This is a genomic window from Bacillus sp. 41-22 (genome assembly GCF_025809295.1).
GTDB lineage: Bacteria > Bacillota > Bacilli > Bacillales > Bacillaceae_G > Bacillus_A > Bacillus_A mycoides.
The window spans coordinates 607,318-626,645 of record NZ_CP084035.1 but is presented as its reverse complement, the minus strand read 5'-3'; the positions used below and the strand labels follow the sequence as shown (position 1 = coordinate 626,645).

Below are 19,328 nucleotides of genomic sequence, written 5' to 3'. Positions count from 1 at the left end.
ATAATGTTAGGTGGGAAATACATGTTAGAACAATTTCATATACATTCTGATTTAAAACAGCAGCTTTCTACAATTCATGAAAAGAATAAACAAGAAGCTGGTGAAAATGCACATTTAATTGGCAAGAAAATATATAAAGCATCTGATAATAGCATTATTGAAGATGCCATTACAGCACTTTTACTTGGTAAAAACATTCTATTAAAAGGGCCAACTGGTAGTGGTAAAACAGTACTAGCGGAAACTCTTTCTTCTTTATTCCAAAAACCAATGCATAGCATTAACTGTTCTGTCGACTTAGATGTAGAAGGTATTTTAGGATACAACACATTACAAACAAAAGACGGCGCATCTGAAGTTACGTTCGTTAACGGTCCTCTTATGAAGGCAATGAAAAACGGTCATTTCCTTTATATTGATGAAATCAATATGGCAAAACCTGAAACGTTACCACTTCTTCATGGTGCGTTAGATTACCGTAAAATGATTACAAACCCATTTACACAAGAAGTTGTATACGGTGATGACGAATATCGCGTAATTGCTGCGATTAACGAAGGTTATGTTGGGACAAGTGAACTAAACGAAGCGTTAAAAAACCGTTTCGTTATTATTGAAGTTCCTTACATTCAAGGTGATACATTAAAAGAACTATTACTATCTGAATCAAAATTAAATGATGTTGCAACAATTGAAAAGTTCGTTGCATTCGCAAGCGATCTTATGCCTTTAGCTCGTGATGGGCGCGTAAGTGAAGAAGCAGCTAGTATTCGTGGCATTATCGATGCATGTGATTTAGGTGTATATATTCCTGTTATGCGTGCAATTGAACGTAGTATTATCGCAAAATTAAACGATGAAACAGAACAAATGACTGTCCGTGAATTAGCAGAAAGTTATTTCTTTGAGGGATAATTCATGAGACAAATTTTTAGTGACAAAAAAATTGATGCGTCGCTGTTTCTACAAATGGAAAACTTAATGTATGCTCTTCTAAAAGAAGACGATGCCTATCTTGAGTATGGCTATAAAGCATACTACGACGAAATTGAAAAAAAGGTTGTCATTAGTCACTTTTGGGATGATCGAAAAGAAGAGGATACAGTAATCGGATTAAAAAGCGAAGTGTTCTTAAAGGCACTTGGTAATAAACATTACTCGGACATGACTTTAATTCGTTCTTATGCGATTGAGTTACAAGAATCGCCGCTAAAAAAGTTTTTAACACAATTATTTGTTCTATTAGAAGATTTACGTGTTGAGGAAATCGTCAAAAATTTACGTCCTGGCACAAAACATATTTTTAAACGCCGAAAAGAAATGTATCGCAATTACTTTGGCTCACAAAATGAAATAAATCGTGTTCGTAACTATCACGGTGATCGTCTATTTTGTCTATGCTATCTTTCATTAACGAGTGATAAATATGAAATGTTTAATAATGAATATTTCGAGCAAATTGAATCAATTTTGCATGAAACATTCCAAGCTCGTAATACGGAAGATATTATGTATATTGTTGAGAAAATTCGCTATCGTTTAGAAGGACTTCTTGAAAGTGATATGCTTAATAATTATTTCGGACATGCACCGCTTTATTTATCTGTGATTGCAGATGAGAAAGACAGTCGCGCTGAAAAATTAGCAAATGATGATACGCAGCTCCTAGATGACGATGATAACAAAAACAAAATGGATGAAAGCTTCTCGACATGGCACCGTGAAAATAAAAACAATGAAAACGAGAACTTTTTACGCTTTGATTTAGAAAGCGGAACAAAAACAAATATGATGGGTGATACTGCTCGTGAATCAGAAGATGGTGACCAAGCACTTGGTTCTGTACAAGGTACTTCCCAAAAAAGTACACAATCTAACTTTGATGGTGCTGATACAGAGGAAGCAAGAGCGTCTCATGCTTCTAGCCAAAACGACGGTGCATACGGCAAGTATAATGTGGGAGCTTCTCATACATTTAAAGAAGCTCGCAAATCGAATCCTGATGAGAAAAAAGATTACCAAGCTATCAAATCAGTCGTTAATAAAGATGTAAAAGAATTAAAGAAAATTATCGAAAAAACAATTGAAAACAAAACGAATGCAAACAGTGATAAATATTACGGAAGGCTTCGTAAGAAATTCCTTCGTATTTATACTGAAAAGCAGCCGCGTATGTTTTATAAAAAAGGACAAGAATCACAAGAGCTCGACGTTGCATTCCAACTATTAGTGGACTGCTCTGGTTCTATGTATAACAAAATGGAAGAAACGAAGAAGAGTGTGGTCCTATTCCATGAAGCTTTAAAATCTTTAAAAATCCCGCACGCTATTAGTGGATTTTGGGAAGATGCTTCTAGTGCTAAACCTGAAGATAAACCGAACGTTATCCATGAAGTTGTTACGTATAAAAACTCAACGTTACCAAACGTCGGTCCAGAAATTATGCAACTTCGCGAAGAAGAAGATAACCGCGACGGGTATATTATTCGTATCGTTTCCGAAAAGCTTGCGAAAAGACCAGAAAAACATAAATTCTTACTTGTCTTTACAGACGGTGAACCTTCTGCACTAGACTATCAACAAGACGGAATTTTAGATACGCACGAAGCAGTCAAACTTGCTCGTAAAAGTGGTATGGAAGTAATCGGCATCTTTATCGAAGAAGGCGAAGCGAAAGAAGCGACTTATCAACTAATGAAAAACATTTATAACCATCACTTCTTAGTTGCAAATCATGCTGAAGATTTACGCCTGAAGATTAAACCATTGTTGAAGAAACTATTACTGAAGACGATTGAATAGAAAAACAGGAGCCCCGAGGCCCCTGTTTTTCTTCGTTAACTTACTTTGTTTCTGGTTGAAACTTGTATGGAATGGAAACTTCTAATAATAATTCGAACCCTCCATCGTAGTATGGGAATCGCTCATTCGCGATTTTTCTATCTACCCACTCGATTGCGGAAATTTCTCCTTCATCTTCTGCACGAAGTTCACCTGTTACTACATTTGCTCGGAATGTAAAAAATAATGCATGATGTCCTTTCTCTTCAAAAAACTTCTCATTTAATGCGACAAGTCCACTGAGTGCGGCAGTTAAACCTGTCTCTTCTTTCACTTCTCTTACTAGTGCTTCCTCTAGTATTTCACCTTTTTCAACAGCCCCGCCTGGCAATGACCAAACGTTTTGTTCTATATTATGTACCATTAATATTTTATCTTTTTCGCTATCGTGTATTAATGCATATACAACATCAACTCTTTGCATGTTGCTTTTCTCCCTTCCTAAAATAATTAAGAGCCAATTCCTAAGAATCGGCTCTTCCTATTAATTCATTACTAACTCAGATGCGAGCTTTTTTTTTAACTTAGCCAGCATATCAGTTGTCATTCTGTCTAAATCATATTCTGCTTTAAAGCCCCACTCTTTCATTGCTGCTGTTGCATCAATAGAGTTCGGCCAGCTATCAGCGATTGTTTGACGAGCTGGATCTACTGCGTAATCCATTGTAAAGTTCGGAATGTGTTTACGGATTGATGCTGCAATTTGCTCTGGTTCAAAGCTCATTGCTGTAATGTTAAACGCATTTCTATGAACTAGTTTATTTGGATCAGCTTCCATTAATGAGATGATTGCTTGTAAAGCATCTGGCATATACATCATGTCCATGTATGTTCCTTCTGCAATGTATGAGGTGTATGTACCTTTTTTAATCGCCTCATAATAAATTTCAACTGCATAGTCAGTTGTTCCGCCTCCTGGAGGAGCTACGTAAGAAATTAAGCCTGGGAAACGTACACCGCGCGTATCAACGCCAAACTTTTGATGATAATAATCACATAGTAATTCTCCTGCTACTTTGTTTACCCCATACATCGTAGTAGGACGCTGAATTGTATCTTGTGGTGTATTATCTTTTGGCGTTGATGGACCAAATGCACCGATAGAACTTGGCGTGAAAAACTTACAGTTTAATTCACGTGCTGCTTCTAATGCATTTACAAGTCCGCCCATATTTAAATTCCAAGCAAATAACGGATTTTTTTCTGCAGTTGCTGAAAGTAAAGCCGCTAAATGAATAATTGTATCTACTTCATTACGCTTTGCAATATCATGTAATTTTTGTCCATCCGTTACATCTAACGTTTCAAATGGACCAGACGTTACTACTTCACTGTCTGTTTCACGAATATCTGTTGCAATAACATTTGATGCGCCGTATACATCACGAAGTTTCATTACTAGTTCAGAACCAATTTGCCCTAAAGAACCGGTTACTAGAATTTTTTTCATTTTTCCCACTCCCCATTTGCAAGCTATTCAAAAGATGTCGTTACTTAAATGATACCCATTTCTTTCCCTACTTTTTCATACTTACGAATTGCTTCATCTAGCATTTCTTTCGTATGAGCTGCTGTAGGCATATTACGAACGCGTCCCATTCCTTTTGCTACGGTTGGGAATACGATAGATTTTGCGTAAACGCCTTCTTCATTTAGACGTTTACTAAATTCTTGTGTTAATACTTCATCACCAATAATACAAGGTGTAATTGGTGTTTCACTTTCTCCAATGTTAAAGCCAAGTTCTTTTAACCCTTGTTTTAAATAGCGACCATTTTCCCATAAACGATCGTGTAACTCTGTGCTTTCCATTAGAATTTCAATTGATCTCATACAAGCAGCTGCATCAGCTGGTGTTAAAGCTGTTGAGAATAAGAATGGACGTGAACGCACTTTTAACCAATCGATTAAGTTTTGTTTCCCAGCTACATATCCACCAATTACCCCAATTGCTTTTGATAATGTACCAATTTGAAAATCAACTTTATCAGAAAGGCCGAAATGTTTTACAGTACCTGCACCTTTGCCAAGTACACCTGAACCGTGTGCATCATCTACATATGTCATTAAATCCAGCTCTTCTGCAATTTCAACAATCTCTGGTAATTTTGCAATATCTCCATCCATTGAGAAAACACCGTCTGTAATAACCATTAATTTATTATAAAGACCTGATTCTTTTGCCTCGATTGCTTTTTTGCGTAAATCTTCCATATCAGAATGCTTATAAACGATGATTTTCGCTCTTGATAGACGACTACCATCAATAATAGATGCATGGTTTAATTCATCTGAAAGAATCGCATCATTTTTATCCATAACAGCTGAAATCGCTGCCATATTACAGTTAAATCCTGATTGATAAGCAATTGCTGCTTCTGTATGTTTAAACTTTGCAATTGTTTCTTCTAATTTAATATGCAAATCTAAAGTACCGTTAATTGTACGAACAGCTCCTGCTCCAACACCGTACTTATGAATTGCACCAATTGCTGCTTCTTGTAAGCGATTATCAGTCGCTAATCCAAGGTAGTTGTTTGAAGATAAGTTAATATATTCTTTTCCGCCAATTGTAATAATCGGTCCATTTGGACTTTCAAGCGGATCAATTACGTTATAAAGCCCCTTTGATTTTAAATCCTCTAAATTTTCTTCTAAAAAGTTTGCAAGTGTTTTACTAGACATCGTGAAGCCTCCCATCGTTCATGTAAGCGGATTATTATCTTAATAGTTCTAATAATCCCTCTACTAGCTTAACACGTTTTCAGAATTTATTATAGAAAAATAGTTTAAAGAAACCGCTTACAATTTTAAATTATAAATGATTCATTACAAGAAATCTATCATTTACTTTTCATATTTGATAGAATTAAAAAAATATTTAGGAGGCTTTTAAAATGGCATTTACTGAATCTGATGTATATAATAACGAATCGTTTTTAGAGCAATATATGCAGCGAAGATATCGAGAAAATAGTCCAAACGAATCCCTTGAAAAACCAGCATTCTTTCAGCTCATTGGCAATGTAACAGGAAAACAAATCCTCGATTTAGGTTGTGGTGATGCTAAATTCGGCGAAAAATTATTAGAACATGGATGCCACTCTTACACTGGTATTGAAGGCTCCGAGCTTATGTATGAAAAAGCTAAAAAACAACTAGAAAATAAAAATGGCACCGTTCATTTTTTAAACCTCAAAGACTACACATACCCTCCTTCTACTTTTGATTTAGTAACATCTAGACTCGCCTTACATTATATTGAACACCTTGATATCATTTTTCAAAATGTGTTTCAAACTTTAAAAACAAACGGAACCTTCACCTTTAGCGTTCAACATCCCGTTATTACCTCTTCATTTGAAAGCTTGCAAACGAGTGGTAAAAGAACTAGTTGGCTCGTCGATGATTATTTCGAAACAGGAAAACGAGTTGAGCCATGGATTGATCAAGAAGTTATTAAATATCACCGGACTACGGAAGAATATTTTACATTATTACAACAAGCCGGATTTACGATTATAAGCTTAAAAGAAGCTACACCAAATCGAAACTGTTTTCAAGATGAAGAAGAATATGAACGACGTTTACGTATTCCCCTTTTTCTATTATTTTCTTGCCGAAAATAAAGTGAAACTTTAATCAGTGGGGGATGTTCATCCCCCACTGATTATTAGCCCGCACCAATCGGGCTTTTACGGGCAGTTGATCCCCCAACCAGCTTCTTTGCTTTCGCTGGATTTTGAGATGGGGATCTTACTGCCCGTTAATGCGGGGTAAAAAAGACGATGAATCCTCATCGTCTTTTTTCGTTATCTCATCGCCTGAACAGCCTCTTTAAGTACACGTCTTCCTCTTCCATGCGGGATACAGAGCGGTGTCCCAAATAACGGATCAGCGCTTATTTGACACTCCATACGGAATACATCCCGAACTAACTTCTGGTCAATAACTTCTTCTGGTTTACCTTGCGCATATATTTGTTTATCTTGAATAGCTACAATGTTGTCTGCATAACGACATGCCAAATTTAAATCGTGCAATACCATAACAATCGTTCTTTGCTCTGTTTCATTTAATTCGAATAATAAATCTAACACTTCAATTTGGTGCGTCATATCTAAATATGTAGTCGGCTCATCAAGCAAAATAATATCTGTATCTTGTGCAAGGGTCATTGCAATCCAAGCACGTTGACGTTGTCCACCTGAAAGGGCATGAACATCACGCTCAGCAAATTCTGTCATACCCGTTGCAGCAAGCGCTTTTTGTACCATTTCCTCATCTTTTTCGGACCATTGCTTCAGCCATGTTTGATATGGATAACGTCCTTGCTTTACAAGTTGTAATACCGTAAGTCCTTCCGGTGCTTGTGGCCCTTGCGGTAAAATCGCCATTTGACGAGCGATTTGCTTCGTTTGCATACTTTGAATTGCTTGATTATCTAACAAAATGTCACCGGTTGTTGGCTTTAATAATCTAGCTAGTGAACGTAATAAAGTTGATTTCCCACAACCGTTAGAACCGATGAAGATTGTAATTTCCCCTTTTGGAATTTCTAAATTCAGCTCATCAATAATAATCGTTTCACCATACGACAGCGTCAAGCGTTTCGTCTCCAATGCTTTTTGCATATTCATCTCCCTTTATGAATTCCGACTTTTATAAAGTAAATAAATAAAATAAGGTGCACCAATTGCTGATGTAAATACCCCTGCTGGAATTTCAAGTGGTGTGAAAACTGTACGCCCAATTAAATCTGCAGCGAGTACTAGAATTGCACCGATAATCGCCGCAACTGGGAGCAATGCACCGTAGAAAGAACCAACTAATCTTCGCGAAATATGAGGTGCCATTAAACCAACAAATCCAATTCCTCCTGCAAAGGCAACTGCCCCGCCAATTAAAGCTGTACTAAGTAACAACATAAATACACGCGACTTCGTTAAAGGAACACCAAGTCCCACTGCTATATCATCCCCTAGCTCTTGTGCATTTAAATGTCTCGCAGCGATAAATGATATTGTCGTTAAAATGAGAACCCACGGCGCAAGTACCATAACATTTTGCCACGAAGAGCCATAAACAGTACCTGTGATCCATACATTCGCTTGACTTGCTTGATAAATTGGTGCTAACAACATAAATAAAGTTGTTGCTGCTTTCGTTAATGCCCAAAATCCAACACCAATTAAAACAAGACTAATCGGTGATAATCCATCATTTTTCCAGGCAAATAAATATACAAAAAACGCTACAATTGTTGCCCCAGCAAAAGCTGCTAGCGGCATATAATGAATGCTTACTGTTAACGCATTGTTTTTATCACTAAATATAGCTAAAAAGAGTACAACTGCAACACTTGCCCCGCCCGTAATTCCGATGATATCAGGAGAAGCAAGTGGGTTTCGAACGAGCCCTTGTAAAATACAGCCCGCTACCGCAAGCGCAATTCCTACGAGGATAGCAATTAAAATACGCGGCATACGAAATTTATTTACAACCATATTTGACATCGCATCACCATTTCCGGTAATCGCTTGCCATACATCATAAGGAGCAATTTTCATATCCCCCATACCTGCACTCGCAAAAAATAATCCTATTAAAACAACTAGTAAACTCAATAAGACGAGACAAGCTCGTTTATACATTAAAAACGAGAGCTCGCCTTTTCCAATACGAAACGGAATATACTTCTTCATTTGCTAAGCCCTCTCTTACGTGCAATATAAATAAAGAATGGGGCCCCGATAAATGCTGTCATAACCCCTACTGGTACTTCTTGTGGCATAATGACATATCTTGCTGCTATATCAGCCAAGATTAATAGTATTGCACCTAACAATCCGCTATAGGGTACTCTCCATCTGTGATCTACCCCAACAAGAGCTCTTGCGAAATGAGGAGTAACGATGCCAATAAATCCAATTGGACCAGCAACCGCAACTGAACCACCAGACAACAGTACAATAATAAGTAACACGAATGATTTCATTAAAATCGTTCGTTGTCCGAGCCCCTTTGCAACATCTTCCCCCATCATTAATGTATTTACTTTCCCTGCCATCATAAAAGATGCAATCCAGCCTATTAATAAATACGGGAATACTGATTGTAAAATCTCTAACTTTCTTCCTTGCACAGATCCGGCAAGCCAAAATAACACTTCTTCAAATGCTTTTTCATTTAATACAAGTAACCCTTGTGTTAATGATGAAAATAAAGCGCTTATCGCTACACCTGCTAATGTTAACTTAAGAGGCGTTGTCCCTTCTTTTCCTAAAGAACTAGAGGCAAATACAAGTACTGCTGCAACTGCCGCTCCTAAAAAGGCAATCCATGTGAAAGCTGATAATGATGTCACGGAAAAGAGTACAATTGCTACAACTATAAAGAACGCAGCGCCTGAATTTAATCCAATAAAATCTGGAGAAGCAAGCGGATTCTTTGTTAAAGTTTGCATTAAACAACCTGCAATGGCTAAACTAGCACCAACACTTGCTGCAATTAACGCCCTTGGTAGACGCACATTTTGAATAATAATATGCTCATTTGAACCATTAAAATGGAAAAAAGCATCTAAAGCTAATTTCCAGCTCGTATTTGTATATCCGAAAATAATGCTTCCCCAAATACAAATAACGACTGCAATGATTCCAACAAGTAATCCAATCCATTTTGCTTGATTTGTTTTTAATAACATGCAGCGTTTCCCCTTCAATGTATAATGATACGTTGTAAGTGTATTTCAACTTAATTCTCATTGTCAACGATAATGAGAACTATTTTCAGTAATATATATTGACAATCCAAAGATAAAGGCTTAATATCATGCTTGCTATTGAAAAATATTCTCAACATGCAGGGGGTACATAATGAATTTCATGCAAAAGAAATCGTTTACAGTATTTGTATTTTTACTAGCTTTTTCACTTCTTTTAAGTGCTTGTGGAAAATCAAATAACAAAGAAGAATCAACAAAAGAAGATAATAAAAAAGAAATGATTACGGTTGAGCACGCAATGGGTAAAACAGAAGTTCCTGCCAATCCAAAACGTGTAGTTATTTTAACTAATGAAGGAACTGAAGCTTTACTCGAATTAGGTGTAAAACCAGTTGGGGCTGTAAAGTCTTGGACGGGTGACCCATGGTATCCGCATATTAAGGATAAAATGAAAGATGTAAAAGTTGTTGGCGATGAAGGACAAGTTAACGTTGAAACTATCGCTTCTTTAAAACCAGACTTAATTATCGGTAACAAAATGCGCCACGAAAAAGTGTATGAGCAATTAAAAGCTATTGCACCTACTGTTTTCTCGGAAACATTACGTGGTGAATGGAAAGATAACTTCAAATTTTATGCAAAAGCTTTAAATAAGGAAAAAGAAGGTCAAAAAGTTTTAGCTGATTACGGAAAACGTATGGAAGATTTAAAAGGCAAACTTGGTGATACAGTAAATCAAGAAATTTCTATGGTACGCTTTATGCCTGGTGATGTTCGTATTTATCATGGCGATACATTCTCTGGTGTTATTTTAAAAGAACTTGGATTTAAACGTCCTGGAGATCAAAACAAAGATGATTTCGCAGAACGTAACGTATCTAAAGAGCGTATTTCGGCAATGGATGGCGATGTATTATTCTACTTCACATTCGATAAAGGCAATGAGAAAAAAGGTTCTGAACTAGAAAAAGAATATATAAACGACCCTCTCTTTAAAAACTTAAATGCAGTAAAGAACGGAAAAGCATACAAGGTTGACGACGTTATTTGGAATACAGCTGGCGGTGTAATGGCTGCTAACTTACTACTAGACGACATTGAAAAACGCTTTGTTAAATAATTTCATTGTAACCAGCTCCCTCTTTTATGGAGCTGGTTTTTTCATTTCACTGAAGTGTCACATTATTTCATTTTGTATTTTTATTCCCGATATGTTATATTATAAAAGTAAATATAGTATATTTTCTCTATATCAGAATAAATATTTTAATCTAAATTTTCTGATTTATCACTATTTTACTTTATTTTAGAATTCAATTACTACATTTGAAAACGCTTATTATCTTGTTTTCAGGGAAAAATATAATAACGGTTGAAGAAAAATAGATTTTTTCATAAATTTTCTTGCTATTTCCATATAATTCTATTGACTTCTAAATATTTTGTGAATTAAAATAATTACATAAATATCCGTTATACAGGATTAGGGGGAAACAAACATGGATGCAGCTTTAAAATTAGACAAAGCTGGAGAGCAACAATCACCAAAAAAACATCCACCAGGATTATATTTGTTGTTCTTTACAGAGGCATGGGAAAGATTTAGTTATTACGGAATGCGTGGCTTATTAGTTCTTTATTTAACAACGAGCTTAGTAAGTGGCGGTTTAGGCTTTGATAAAGCAGTTGCTGTACAGATTTACGGTATTTTCACAATGTTAGTATACTTCACACCGATTATTGGTGGTTGGCTAACTGACCATTTCATTACGAAACGACACGCCATTACCATCGGTGGTATCATTATGGCACTTGGTAACTTTGTACTATTTTCCATGAACACTAAAACTGGACTTTTCTTAGGCTTAGGATTATTAGTTATCGGTAACGGATTCTTCAAACCAAATATTTCGACTTTATTAGGTCAATTATATAGCGAAAATGATTCTCGTCGTGATAGTGCCTTCACTATCTTCTACATGGGAATTAACTTAGGAGCTTTTATCGCTCCATTCATTTGCGGTTATTTCACAGATTATAAATACGGATTCTTAACAGCTTGTATCGGTATGATCATTGGTCAGATTGCCTTTAATTTCTTAGCGCCTCGTTACTTAGGTACAATCGGAACAACTGTTGTCGGTAAACAATCTAAAGAGCAAAACGCAAAAGTAATTGAGAAAAAACCTTTAACACCACAAGAGAAAAAACGTACAGCTGCAATTTTAATTTTAACTTGTTTCGTTGTATTCTTCTGGGCAGGATTTGAACAAGCTGGTAGTTCTTTAACACTTTATACAGATAAATTCGTAGATCGTACAATTGGTGGATTTACAATTCCAACACCTTGGTTCCAATCTGTAAACCCATTGTTCATCATCTTATTAGCATTACCTGTTTCTGCATTATGGATTAAACTTTCAAAAACAAAAAATGGTGATTTAAAAATCCCAACAAAAATGGCATTAGGTATGATTTTACTAGGAGTTGGATATTTAATTCTAACTTTAGCTGTTTTAAAAACTGGTAGCGATGAAGGTAACATTACAATGAAAGCAAACTTACTGTTCATTGTGTTCACTTACATGTTCCATACAATTGGTGAATTATTCTTATCACCAATCGGATTATCTATGGTAAGTGCAATCGCTCCTCTTAAATTAGCATCTTTATTAATGGGTGTATGGTTAGCTGGTACTGGCTGTGCAAACTTATTAGCAGGACAATTAGCTGCTTTCACTCAATCTTTAGGATATTTAGAAGTATTCGCAAGCATCGGTGTTATCGTAATCTTGCTAGGATTAGTACTTCTTATGTTCTCTAAGAAAATTGCACATATGATGGAATAGTAAATAAAAAAGACGCTTCTACAATTAGAAGCGTCTTTTCTATTACATCTCTTCTAAAGCCGTGACATCCACGTGAACGCTCTCTCCTGGGTTGGATACGTCATACACTTGAGCACTACCCTTCTGCTCATCACAGCTCTCAATCCATACGGGGACTCCCTCGTATGTAACATCAATTCTACTTGAAGAAGATAATATCTGTTTCACACGTTTTACATCCATTATATTATTCCTCCTTTGGCTTACAACACTCCTTTCTATCTTTTCATATCCCTTCAGAATATATTCCGTCAATTTAGCACTTCAACCGATAGTTTGTTTCTTTCTAACGCGCTAATATATACGCTCTCAAATCTTCCTATTATTAGATCCTTTCCAAATAAAAAAAGACGTATATTTCACACGTCTTCTTTCCATAATATTCAAAAATTAAGAAAATAATGTTTTTACTACTTCACTTACTTTATCGTTATGAATTTGATAGTACACTTCTAACCCGCGTCTCTCAAAGCGTACTACTTTATTTTGTTTTAATTTCGTTAAATGCTGCGAAACAGTTGATTGCGGAATTTCTAATACCTCTTGTAATTGTGTTACATTACATGTTCCACGCTGCATCAGTTCCATTACTAAACGTAGACGAAGTGGATGAGCTAATGCTCTTAACATCTGTACGTCTTCTTCTGAAATACGACAGTCAAATTGGTTTTGGTTCATAAAATTCCCCTCATTTTCATTTTTTATTTTCTCTTTATTTATTTATATATCTGTTCTTATATTTCCTGTTACGACATAACTTTATCAACCTATAATGCTGAGAAAATTTTCCGACTTTTATCAGCACACAGTTCAAGAAAAAATCCCACCTGATTTTGAATATTATACTATATGATACAATAAAAAAGCAAAACAAAGGGCTAGCAATACTTTGCTTACAAACGTTGTTTTATCAGGCTTTTTGTTATATTTTCACCTTACTGAAATGTACAGTAATGATATTGTAAAATATCGTCCATAATTGATAACCTATCGTAAAGTAATTTGACCATATTTAACCACTTTGTTACGATAAAAAGGAAATTTAAGTAAGGAGGATGATGTAATATTAAAAAATGGTTTATTTTTGCGTTAATTAGCATTGCGGTTGGCTGGACCATTATCAATCACTTCCTATACAAAAAAGAAGATATAGCTTCAAAATCAAACATCCCCATTGGAACTGAAGTTGGCAATGCTGCCCTCGATTTCCTTCTGGAAACAACCACTGGTCAAGAAGTTCGTCTTACAGACTATAAAGGAAAAAAAGTAATATTGAATTTTTGGGCAAGCTGGTGTGGTCCATGCAAAATAGAAATGCCTGATATGGAAAAGTTTTATCACGATACTAAAGATATGGGGATTGAAATTGTTGCTGTAAATGCGACAGCTACTGAAAAAGACCCGAATAATGTAAAACAATTTCTTGAAGAAAACAAATATACCTTCCCCGTCCTATTAGATCAGAAAGGCCAGGCAAGTGCCACATATCAAATCATCAGCATTCCAACATCTTTTGTCATCGATACAAACGGTGTCATTCAATATAAGCATGTAGGACCAATGACATATGAAAAAATGAAAGAATATGTAAATAATTTATAGAAGCGTAATCAAATCAATTTGATTACGCTTTTTGTCTACTTTATGAACAAAATGTTACTTTTAATACTATTATGGAATAATTATACTTTTTCACGTTGACAATAGTGTTGAAGGAGAATATACTAAGCATGTAAGTTGATTGTGAATAGTTTCACAAATAATGTGAATTTCTTCACATATAATGGATAGGAGTTGTCATTATTATGAGTACTTGGACACAAATTTATGACCCATTAAACAATATTTGGTTATCTGCACTAATCGCAGCACTCCCAATTTTTTGCTTCATTATTTGTTTAGTGGGATTCAAAATGAAAGGTTACATGGCTGGGCTTTATAGTGTGATCGTCGCTATTATTCTTGCTATATTTGTTTATAAAATGCCCGCAACTGTAGCTGTAGCATCTGCCGGATTCGGTGTTTTATCTGGATTTTATCCAATTTGTACTATCGTTATCGCAGCTATCTTCCTTTACAAATTAACTGTTAAAACAGAACAATTCAATGTCATTCGTGATAGCATTTCAAGTATTACAAATGATCAGCGTTTACAAGTATTATTAATCGCTTATTCTTTCGGTGCTTTCTTAGAAGGCGCAGCTGGTTTCGGTGTTCCAGTTGCTATTACAGCTGCATTACTTGTAGGTATGGGCTTTAATCCATTAAAAGCAGCAGGTATTTGCTTAGTAGCTAATATCGCTGGTGGTGCTATGGGTGCTATGGGTATTCCAGTTACAGTACCTGCACAATTAACTGGGCTAGATGCATTAACTGTCGGTCGTCAAGCTGTTTACATTTTGCCATTCATTAGCATTGTTTTACCGTTCTTACTTGTTTCAATGGTAGATGGATTTAAAGGCATTAAAGAAACTTGGCAAGGTATTCTTGTAAGTGGTGTTTCTTTCGCAATTACTCAGTTCCTTGTGACTTACTTCTTAGGCGCTGAACTTACTAATATTTTCGCAGCAGTCGTAAGTATGGTCGCTCTTACATTATTCTTACGTGTTTGGCAACCAAAATCTTCTGATAAAGAAGAAAAACAAGAAGAAAAAGAATCTCATACATTCAATCAAATTTTATATGCTTGGTCCCCATTCGTATTCTTAACTGCATTTGTAACAATCTTTAATTTAAAACCAATTAAAGCTTTATTTGCTCCGGATGGTCCATTGGCAAACTTAGTATTTAACATTCAATTCCCTGGTCTTCATAATGCGGTTATGAAAACTGCACCAATTACAAAGGCTGATACACCTTTCGCAGCGATTTTCAAACTAGATGTATTCTCTTCTACAACTACTGCGATTGTATTAGCAATCATCGTTTCACTTATCGTCTACCGTGTAAACGGCAAAATGATTAAAGAATTAATGATCGAAACAATAAAAGAACTAAAAGTTCCAGTATATACAATTTGTAGCGTTATCGCTTTAGCTTACGTAGAAAACTACTCTGGTATGTCATCTACACTTGGACTTGCATTCTCTTCTACTGGTAATGCATTCCCAGTTCTTTCTCCAATCTTAGGATGGATTGGCGTATTCATTACAGGTTCAGTCGTATCAAGTGGTTCATTATTCGCACCACTTCAAGCAGTAACTGCCGATCAGTTAAACATCGTACCATCTACTCTCGTTTCATTAAACGTAGTTGGTGGTACAATCGCAAAAATGGTTTCACCACAATCTGTAGCAGTTGCTTGTGCAGCAGTTGGACTAGTTGGTCAAGAATCTGCTCTATTTAAAATAGTAATGAAATATAGTTTAATCTTCTTAGCTATTATTAGCTTACTTCAACTCAACTCTGTATTTAATATCTTCTAAAAAAAAGCACCGATCCATTTGGATCGGTGCTTTTTACATTACATTTTTTTAGTCTTTAATAAAGAAGCACCAGCAATTTCAGGATGCGTCATTTCGTATGGGTCCAAAATAATATCAAGCTCTTCTGCTGTAAGTACACCATGTTCTAAACATAGCTCCCTAACAGATTTTCCTGTCGCAATTGCTTCACGTGCAATGCGAGAAGCTGCTTCATAACCAATATGAGGATTCACTGCTGTAATAACTCCAACACTTTTTTCAACATATTGCTTAAGCAACTCTTCATTCGCTGTAATTCCCTTTATACAGTATTCACGGAATACACGGAAACCGTTATTCATAATACTGATGGATTGAATTAAATTAAATACTAATACCGGCTCCATTACATTTAACTCTAATTGTCCAGCTTCTGACGCTAAGCAAATTGTATGGTCATTTCCAATTACTTGGAAAGCAACTTGGTTAATTACTTCTGCCATAACTGGATTTACTTTCCCCGGCATAATAGATGAACCTGGTTGACGAGCTGGTAATTGAATTTCCGCCAACCCAACACGTGGACCAGACGCCATAATACGAAGGTCATTTGCAATTTTAGACATATTCATCATACATACTTTTAGTGCTGCAGATACTTCTGTATATGCATCTGTGTTTTGCGTCGCATCAACTAAGTGCTCTGCACCAACAAGAGGGAAACCACTAAAAGTTCGTAAATGCTTCACAACTTGTTCTATATAAGTAGGGTTTGCATTTAATCCCGTACCGACAGCTGTCGCACCCATATTAACTTCGTATAAATGTTGACGAGACTGTTTAATTCTTTTTATATCACGCTCTAGCACTCTGCTATATGCTTCAAATTCTTGTCCAAGGCGAATTGGAACTGCATCTTGCAAATGCGTACGCCCCATTTTAATAACGTGATCGAACTCTTTTGCTTTATCATGAAAAGCAGAGTGAAGTTCTTCCATTGTAACAAGAAGTTCTTCCAGCATCATAAGAGTTGCTATATGAATCCCAGTTGGAAACGCATCATTTGTTGATTGGGCCATGTTCACATGAGTGTTTGGGCTAATTTTCGCATATTCACCTTTTTCGTATCCCATACGTTCTAGCGCTCTATTAGCAATTACTTCATTAGTATTCATATTAATTGAAGTACCTGCTCCGCCTTGAATCGGGTCTACGATAAATTGATCATGGAACTTTCCATCAACAATCTCTTGTGCCGCTTCTGCAATTTCTTGTCCGATATCTTTAGCTAAGTAACCTGTATCTATATTCGCAAGCGCTGCCGCTTTTTTTACAATTGCCATTGCCGTAATGAGTGACGGATGAATGCGGTATCCTGTAATAGGAAAGTTTTCTACGGCACGTAATGTTTGTACACCATAATAAGCTACACTCGGTACTTCCTTTTCACCTAAAAAATCTTTTTCTATACGTATATCCTTCGTTGCTATCATTTTTCATCACCTATACTTTTCATTCTAAATCCTTATCTAAAGAATTCGCCCTATAAAATACGAGTATCATTAAATGAATTCTTCAGTATCCACTTTCACTATATAGCACCTTTTTTGAAAGCGCAAACATTTATTTTTCTATATATACTTTTTATTAAAGTTTATATAATAGAAAATCCATTCATTCTTCTACTTTCTTTATTTCAACTCGCTTAATTTGATGCATATCCTTTTCAAGAACTTTAAAAGAAAAGCCGTGTTTCTCAATAATATCCCCCTCAGCAACGATCTGTTTTTGTACCATAATCCAACCACCAATTGTATCAACATCATCAGCGACCAAATGTATGCCAAATAAATCATTTACTTCGCTAATAAGCACTTTCCCCTCTACAATTTTACACACTTCACTTATATGTTCTATAGGTGGATGCTCATCTTCATCGTATTCATCTCGGATTTCTCCAACAATTTCTTCTAAAATATCTTCTAGTGTAACGATCCCCGCTGTACCACCATATTCATCATATAATACAGCTAATGGAATTCGTTTTCTTTGCATTTGTAATAGCAAATCATGAATAGGGATATTTTCTAACACTTCAATAACTGGCCTTGTATATGGCGTAATCGAGCACCCCTCTTCTCGATTACCATCCATATAACGAATAAATAAATCCTTTACATTAACCATCCCAATAATTTCATCTTTATCTTCACCAAATACGGGATATCTCGTGTACTTTTCTTGTGCGATTATTTTAATATGTGTTTCAAATGGTTCGTCCTCATATAAACCTACAACTTCCGTACGAGGTACCATAATTTCCTTTGCGACTCTATTATCGAATTCAAAAATATTATTTACATATTTAAATTCCCTTTGATTAATCTCTCCACTCTCATAACTCTCAGATAAGATTAATCGTAATTCTTCCTCCGAATGAGCTACTTCATGTTCAGAAGCCGGATGTAATCCGAATAACCCTGTTACAAGCCTTGCAGAACCATTTAAAGCCCAAATAAACGGATACATTACTCGGTAAAAGTAAATAATTGGCTTCGATAATAATAAGCTAACTTGCTCTGCCCTTTGTATAGCGAGCGTCTTCGGAGCAAGTTCACCAATGACAACATGTAAAAACGTAATAACTGCAAAGGCAATAATAAATGAAACTGTACTTGCAATTGCAGGAGATAGGTGTAGTTTTAAAAACAACGGCTCGAGTATATGTTTTATAGTGGGCTCTCCTAACCACCCAAGCCCTAAAGCAGTAATTGTAATACCTAACTGACATGCTGATAAATACTCATCTAAATTCGAAGTTACTTTTTTAGCTGCCAATGCTCCTCGTCGTTTTTCACTAACGAGTTGATCAATACGACTGCTACGCACCTTAATAATTGCAAACTCAACAGCCACAAAAAATGCTGTTAACGCAATAAGGATGGCTACCATCAGTAATTTTAAAATATCCACATATGTCCTTTAGCTTTCTTAGCTAAAGTTACACCTCCTTTAAAAAAGAAGTTTCACTTTAGTTTCTTCATTTATTTGAAAGCAACCCTATATAAAATTCACCAATTTCAAGCCTCATACAATTCTAAAGGCAAGCCATCAGGATCTTGGAAAAAGACAAATTTTTTATCCGTAATTTCATCCATACGTATCGCTTCAGTCTCCACACCGCATTGTTTTAAATGGTTTACAGCTTCTTCTATATTTGTAACAGCAAATGCTAAATGTCTAAGTCCAGCTGCTTCTGGAAAACTTGGGCGCTCAGGTGGACTAGGAAATGAAAATAATTCAATTTGATACTCTTCCCCTACACATAAATCTAACTTATAAGAATCTCGTTCTTTTCTATATACTTCATTTATCGCTTTAAAACCTAATATCCGAGTATAAAAATCCTTTGACAGTTCATAATTCGAACAAATAATTGCAACGTGGTGCACTCTACATATATTCATG

18 protein-coding genes are annotated in these 19,328 nt (G+C 35.8%); 7 read left to right on the top strand and 11 right to left on the bottom strand.

Annotated elements, in window-relative coordinates; genetic code table 11:
* Positions 1 to 21: 21 nt before the first annotated feature.
* Positions 22 to 915, top strand: a complete 894-nt coding sequence (locus tag LCF45_RS03170) for an ATP-binding protein (protein ID WP_000892986.1) — start codon at positions 22 to 24, stop codon at positions 913 to 915.
* Between the two features lie 3 nt (positions 916 to 918).
* Complete coding sequence (locus LCF45_RS03165; protein ID WP_002029726.1) at positions 919 to 2,802, top strand: vWA domain-containing protein; 1,884 nt, start codon at positions 919 to 921, stop codon at positions 2,800 to 2,802.
* Positions 2,803 to 2,842: 40 nt separating this feature from the next.
* Here the strand turns inward: LCF45_RS03165 and LCF45_RS03160 are convergent, their stop codons facing one another.
* Genes LCF45_RS03160 through LCF45_RS03150 form a run of 3 tightly spaced genes read right to left on the bottom strand, consistent with a single transcriptional unit; the run spans position 2,843 to position 5,526 of the window.
* Positions 2,843 to 3,265, bottom strand: a complete 423-nt coding sequence (locus LCF45_RS03160) for an NUDIX hydrolase (protein ID WP_002090992.1) — start codon at positions 3,263 to 3,265, stop codon at positions 2,843 to 2,845.
* A 60-nt stretch (positions 3,266 to 3,325) separates the two neighbouring features.
* Positions 3,326 to 4,291, bottom strand: coding sequence for an L-threonine 3-dehydrogenase (locus LCF45_RS03155; RefSeq protein WP_002125175.1), 966 nt, complete (start codon positions 4,289 to 4,291; stop codon positions 3,326 to 3,328).
* 44 nt (positions 4,292 to 4,335) lie between these two features.
* Positions 4,336 to 5,526 carry a glycine C-acetyltransferase gene (locus LCF45_RS03150; protein WP_000095918.1) on the bottom strand — a complete coding sequence of 397 codons (1,191 nt, stop codon included), beginning with the start codon at positions 5,524 to 5,526 and terminating at the stop codon, positions 4,336 to 4,338.
* Positions 5,527 to 5,738: 212 nt separating this feature from the next.
* On the opposite strand from LCF45_RS03150, the gene LCF45_RS03145 reads away from it, so the two are divergent.
* Positions 5,739 to 6,470, top strand: a complete 732-nt coding sequence (locus LCF45_RS03145; protein ID WP_002125173.1) for a class I SAM-dependent DNA methyltransferase — start codon at positions 5,739 to 5,741, stop codon at positions 6,468 to 6,470.
* A gap of 183 nt (positions 6,471 to 6,653) precedes the next feature.
* On the opposite strand, the gene LCF45_RS03140 is transcribed toward LCF45_RS03145, so the two are convergent.
* From LCF45_RS03140 to LCF45_RS03130, 3 genes are read right to left on the bottom strand one after another with little or no spacing between them, the layout of a single operon-like run.
* Positions 6,654 to 7,475 (bottom strand): ABC transporter ATP-binding protein, encoded by an 822-nt coding sequence (locus LCF45_RS03140; protein ID WP_002167083.1) that lies wholly within the window; start codon positions 7,473 to 7,475, stop codon positions 6,654 to 6,656.
* Between the two features lie 12 nt (positions 7,476 to 7,487).
* Entirely contained in the window at positions 7,488 to 8,546 is a 1,059-nt protein-coding gene (locus LCF45_RS03135; protein WP_002125167.1) for a FecCD family ABC transporter permease, read from the bottom strand.
* Complete coding sequence (locus LCF45_RS03130; RefSeq protein ID WP_002029732.1) at positions 8,543 to 9,547, bottom strand: FecCD family ABC transporter permease; 1,005 nt, start codon at positions 9,545 to 9,547, stop codon at positions 8,543 to 8,545. Before LCF45_RS03130 ends, LCF45_RS03135 begins: the two co-directional genes overlap by 4 nt.
* Before the next feature lie 172 nt (positions 9,548 to 9,719).
* Between LCF45_RS03130 and LCF45_RS03125 the strand changes: the two genes are divergently transcribed.
* The gene (locus LCF45_RS03125) at positions 9,720 to 10,688 is read left to right on the top strand and encodes an ABC transporter substrate-binding protein (protein WP_002125165.1); all 969 of its coding nucleotides are present in this window, start codon (positions 9,720 to 9,722) and stop codon (positions 10,686 to 10,688) included.
* Between the two features lie 379 nt (positions 10,689 to 11,067).
* Complete coding sequence (locus LCF45_RS03120) at positions 11,068 to 12,417, top strand: peptide MFS transporter (RefSeq protein ID WP_002125164.1); 1,350 nt, start codon at positions 11,068 to 11,070, stop codon at positions 12,415 to 12,417.
* A gap of 42 nt (positions 12,418 to 12,459) precedes the next feature.
* Here the strand turns inward: LCF45_RS03120 and LCF45_RS03115 are convergent, their stop codons facing one another.
* Together LCF45_RS03115 and LCF45_RS03110 are read right to left on the bottom strand one after the other, a co-directional pair.
* Positions 12,460 to 12,639 carry an acid-soluble spore protein H gene (locus tag LCF45_RS03115; RefSeq protein WP_002010492.1) on the bottom strand — a complete coding sequence of 60 codons (180 nt, stop codon included), beginning with the start codon at positions 12,637 to 12,639 and terminating at the stop codon, positions 12,460 to 12,462.
* A gap of 207 nt (positions 12,640 to 12,846) precedes the next feature.
* Positions 12,847 to 13,134 carry an ArsR/SmtB family transcription factor gene (locus LCF45_RS03110; protein ID WP_001075217.1) on the bottom strand — a complete coding sequence of 96 codons (288 nt, stop codon included), beginning with the start codon at positions 13,132 to 13,134 and terminating at the stop codon, positions 12,847 to 12,849.
* A 387-nt stretch (positions 13,135 to 13,521) separates the two neighbouring features.
* Here LCF45_RS03110 and LCF45_RS03105 point away from each other — a divergent pair, with 387 nt between their 5' ends.
* Both LCF45_RS03105 and LCF45_RS03100 read left to right on the top strand, forming a co-directional pair.
* Positions 13,522 to 14,058, top strand: coding sequence for a redoxin domain-containing protein (locus LCF45_RS03105; protein ID WP_307838409.1), 537 nt, complete (start codon positions 13,522 to 13,524; stop codon positions 14,056 to 14,058).
* A gap of 203 nt (positions 14,059 to 14,261) precedes the next feature.
* Positions 14,262 to 15,881 (top strand): L-lactate permease, encoded by a 1,620-nt coding sequence (locus tag LCF45_RS03100; protein WP_078203670.1) that lies wholly within the window; start codon positions 14,262 to 14,264, stop codon positions 15,879 to 15,881.
* A gap of 38 nt (positions 15,882 to 15,919) precedes the next feature.
* Here the strand turns inward: LCF45_RS03100 and aspA are convergent, their stop codons facing one another.
* From aspA to LCF45_RS03085, 3 genes are all read right to left on the bottom strand, one after another.
* Positions 15,920 to 17,353, bottom strand: coding sequence for an aspartate ammonia-lyase (gene aspA / locus LCF45_RS03095; RefSeq protein WP_002029742.1), 1,434 nt, complete (start codon positions 17,351 to 17,353; stop codon positions 15,920 to 15,922).
* 181 nt (positions 17,354 to 17,534) lie between these two features.
* Positions 17,535 to 18,833 (bottom strand): hemolysin family protein, encoded by a 1,299-nt coding sequence (locus tag LCF45_RS03090; protein WP_002125161.1) that lies wholly within the window; start codon positions 18,831 to 18,833, stop codon positions 17,535 to 17,537.
* 107 nt (positions 18,834 to 18,940) lie between these two features.
* Positions 18,941 to 19,327: an SMU1112c/YaeR family gloxylase I-like metalloprotein gene (locus LCF45_RS03085; protein WP_001017670.1), complete on the bottom strand. Its 387-nt coding sequence runs from the start codon at positions 19,325 to 19,327 to the stop codon at positions 18,941 to 18,943.
* Position 19,328: the final 1 nt, after the last annotated feature.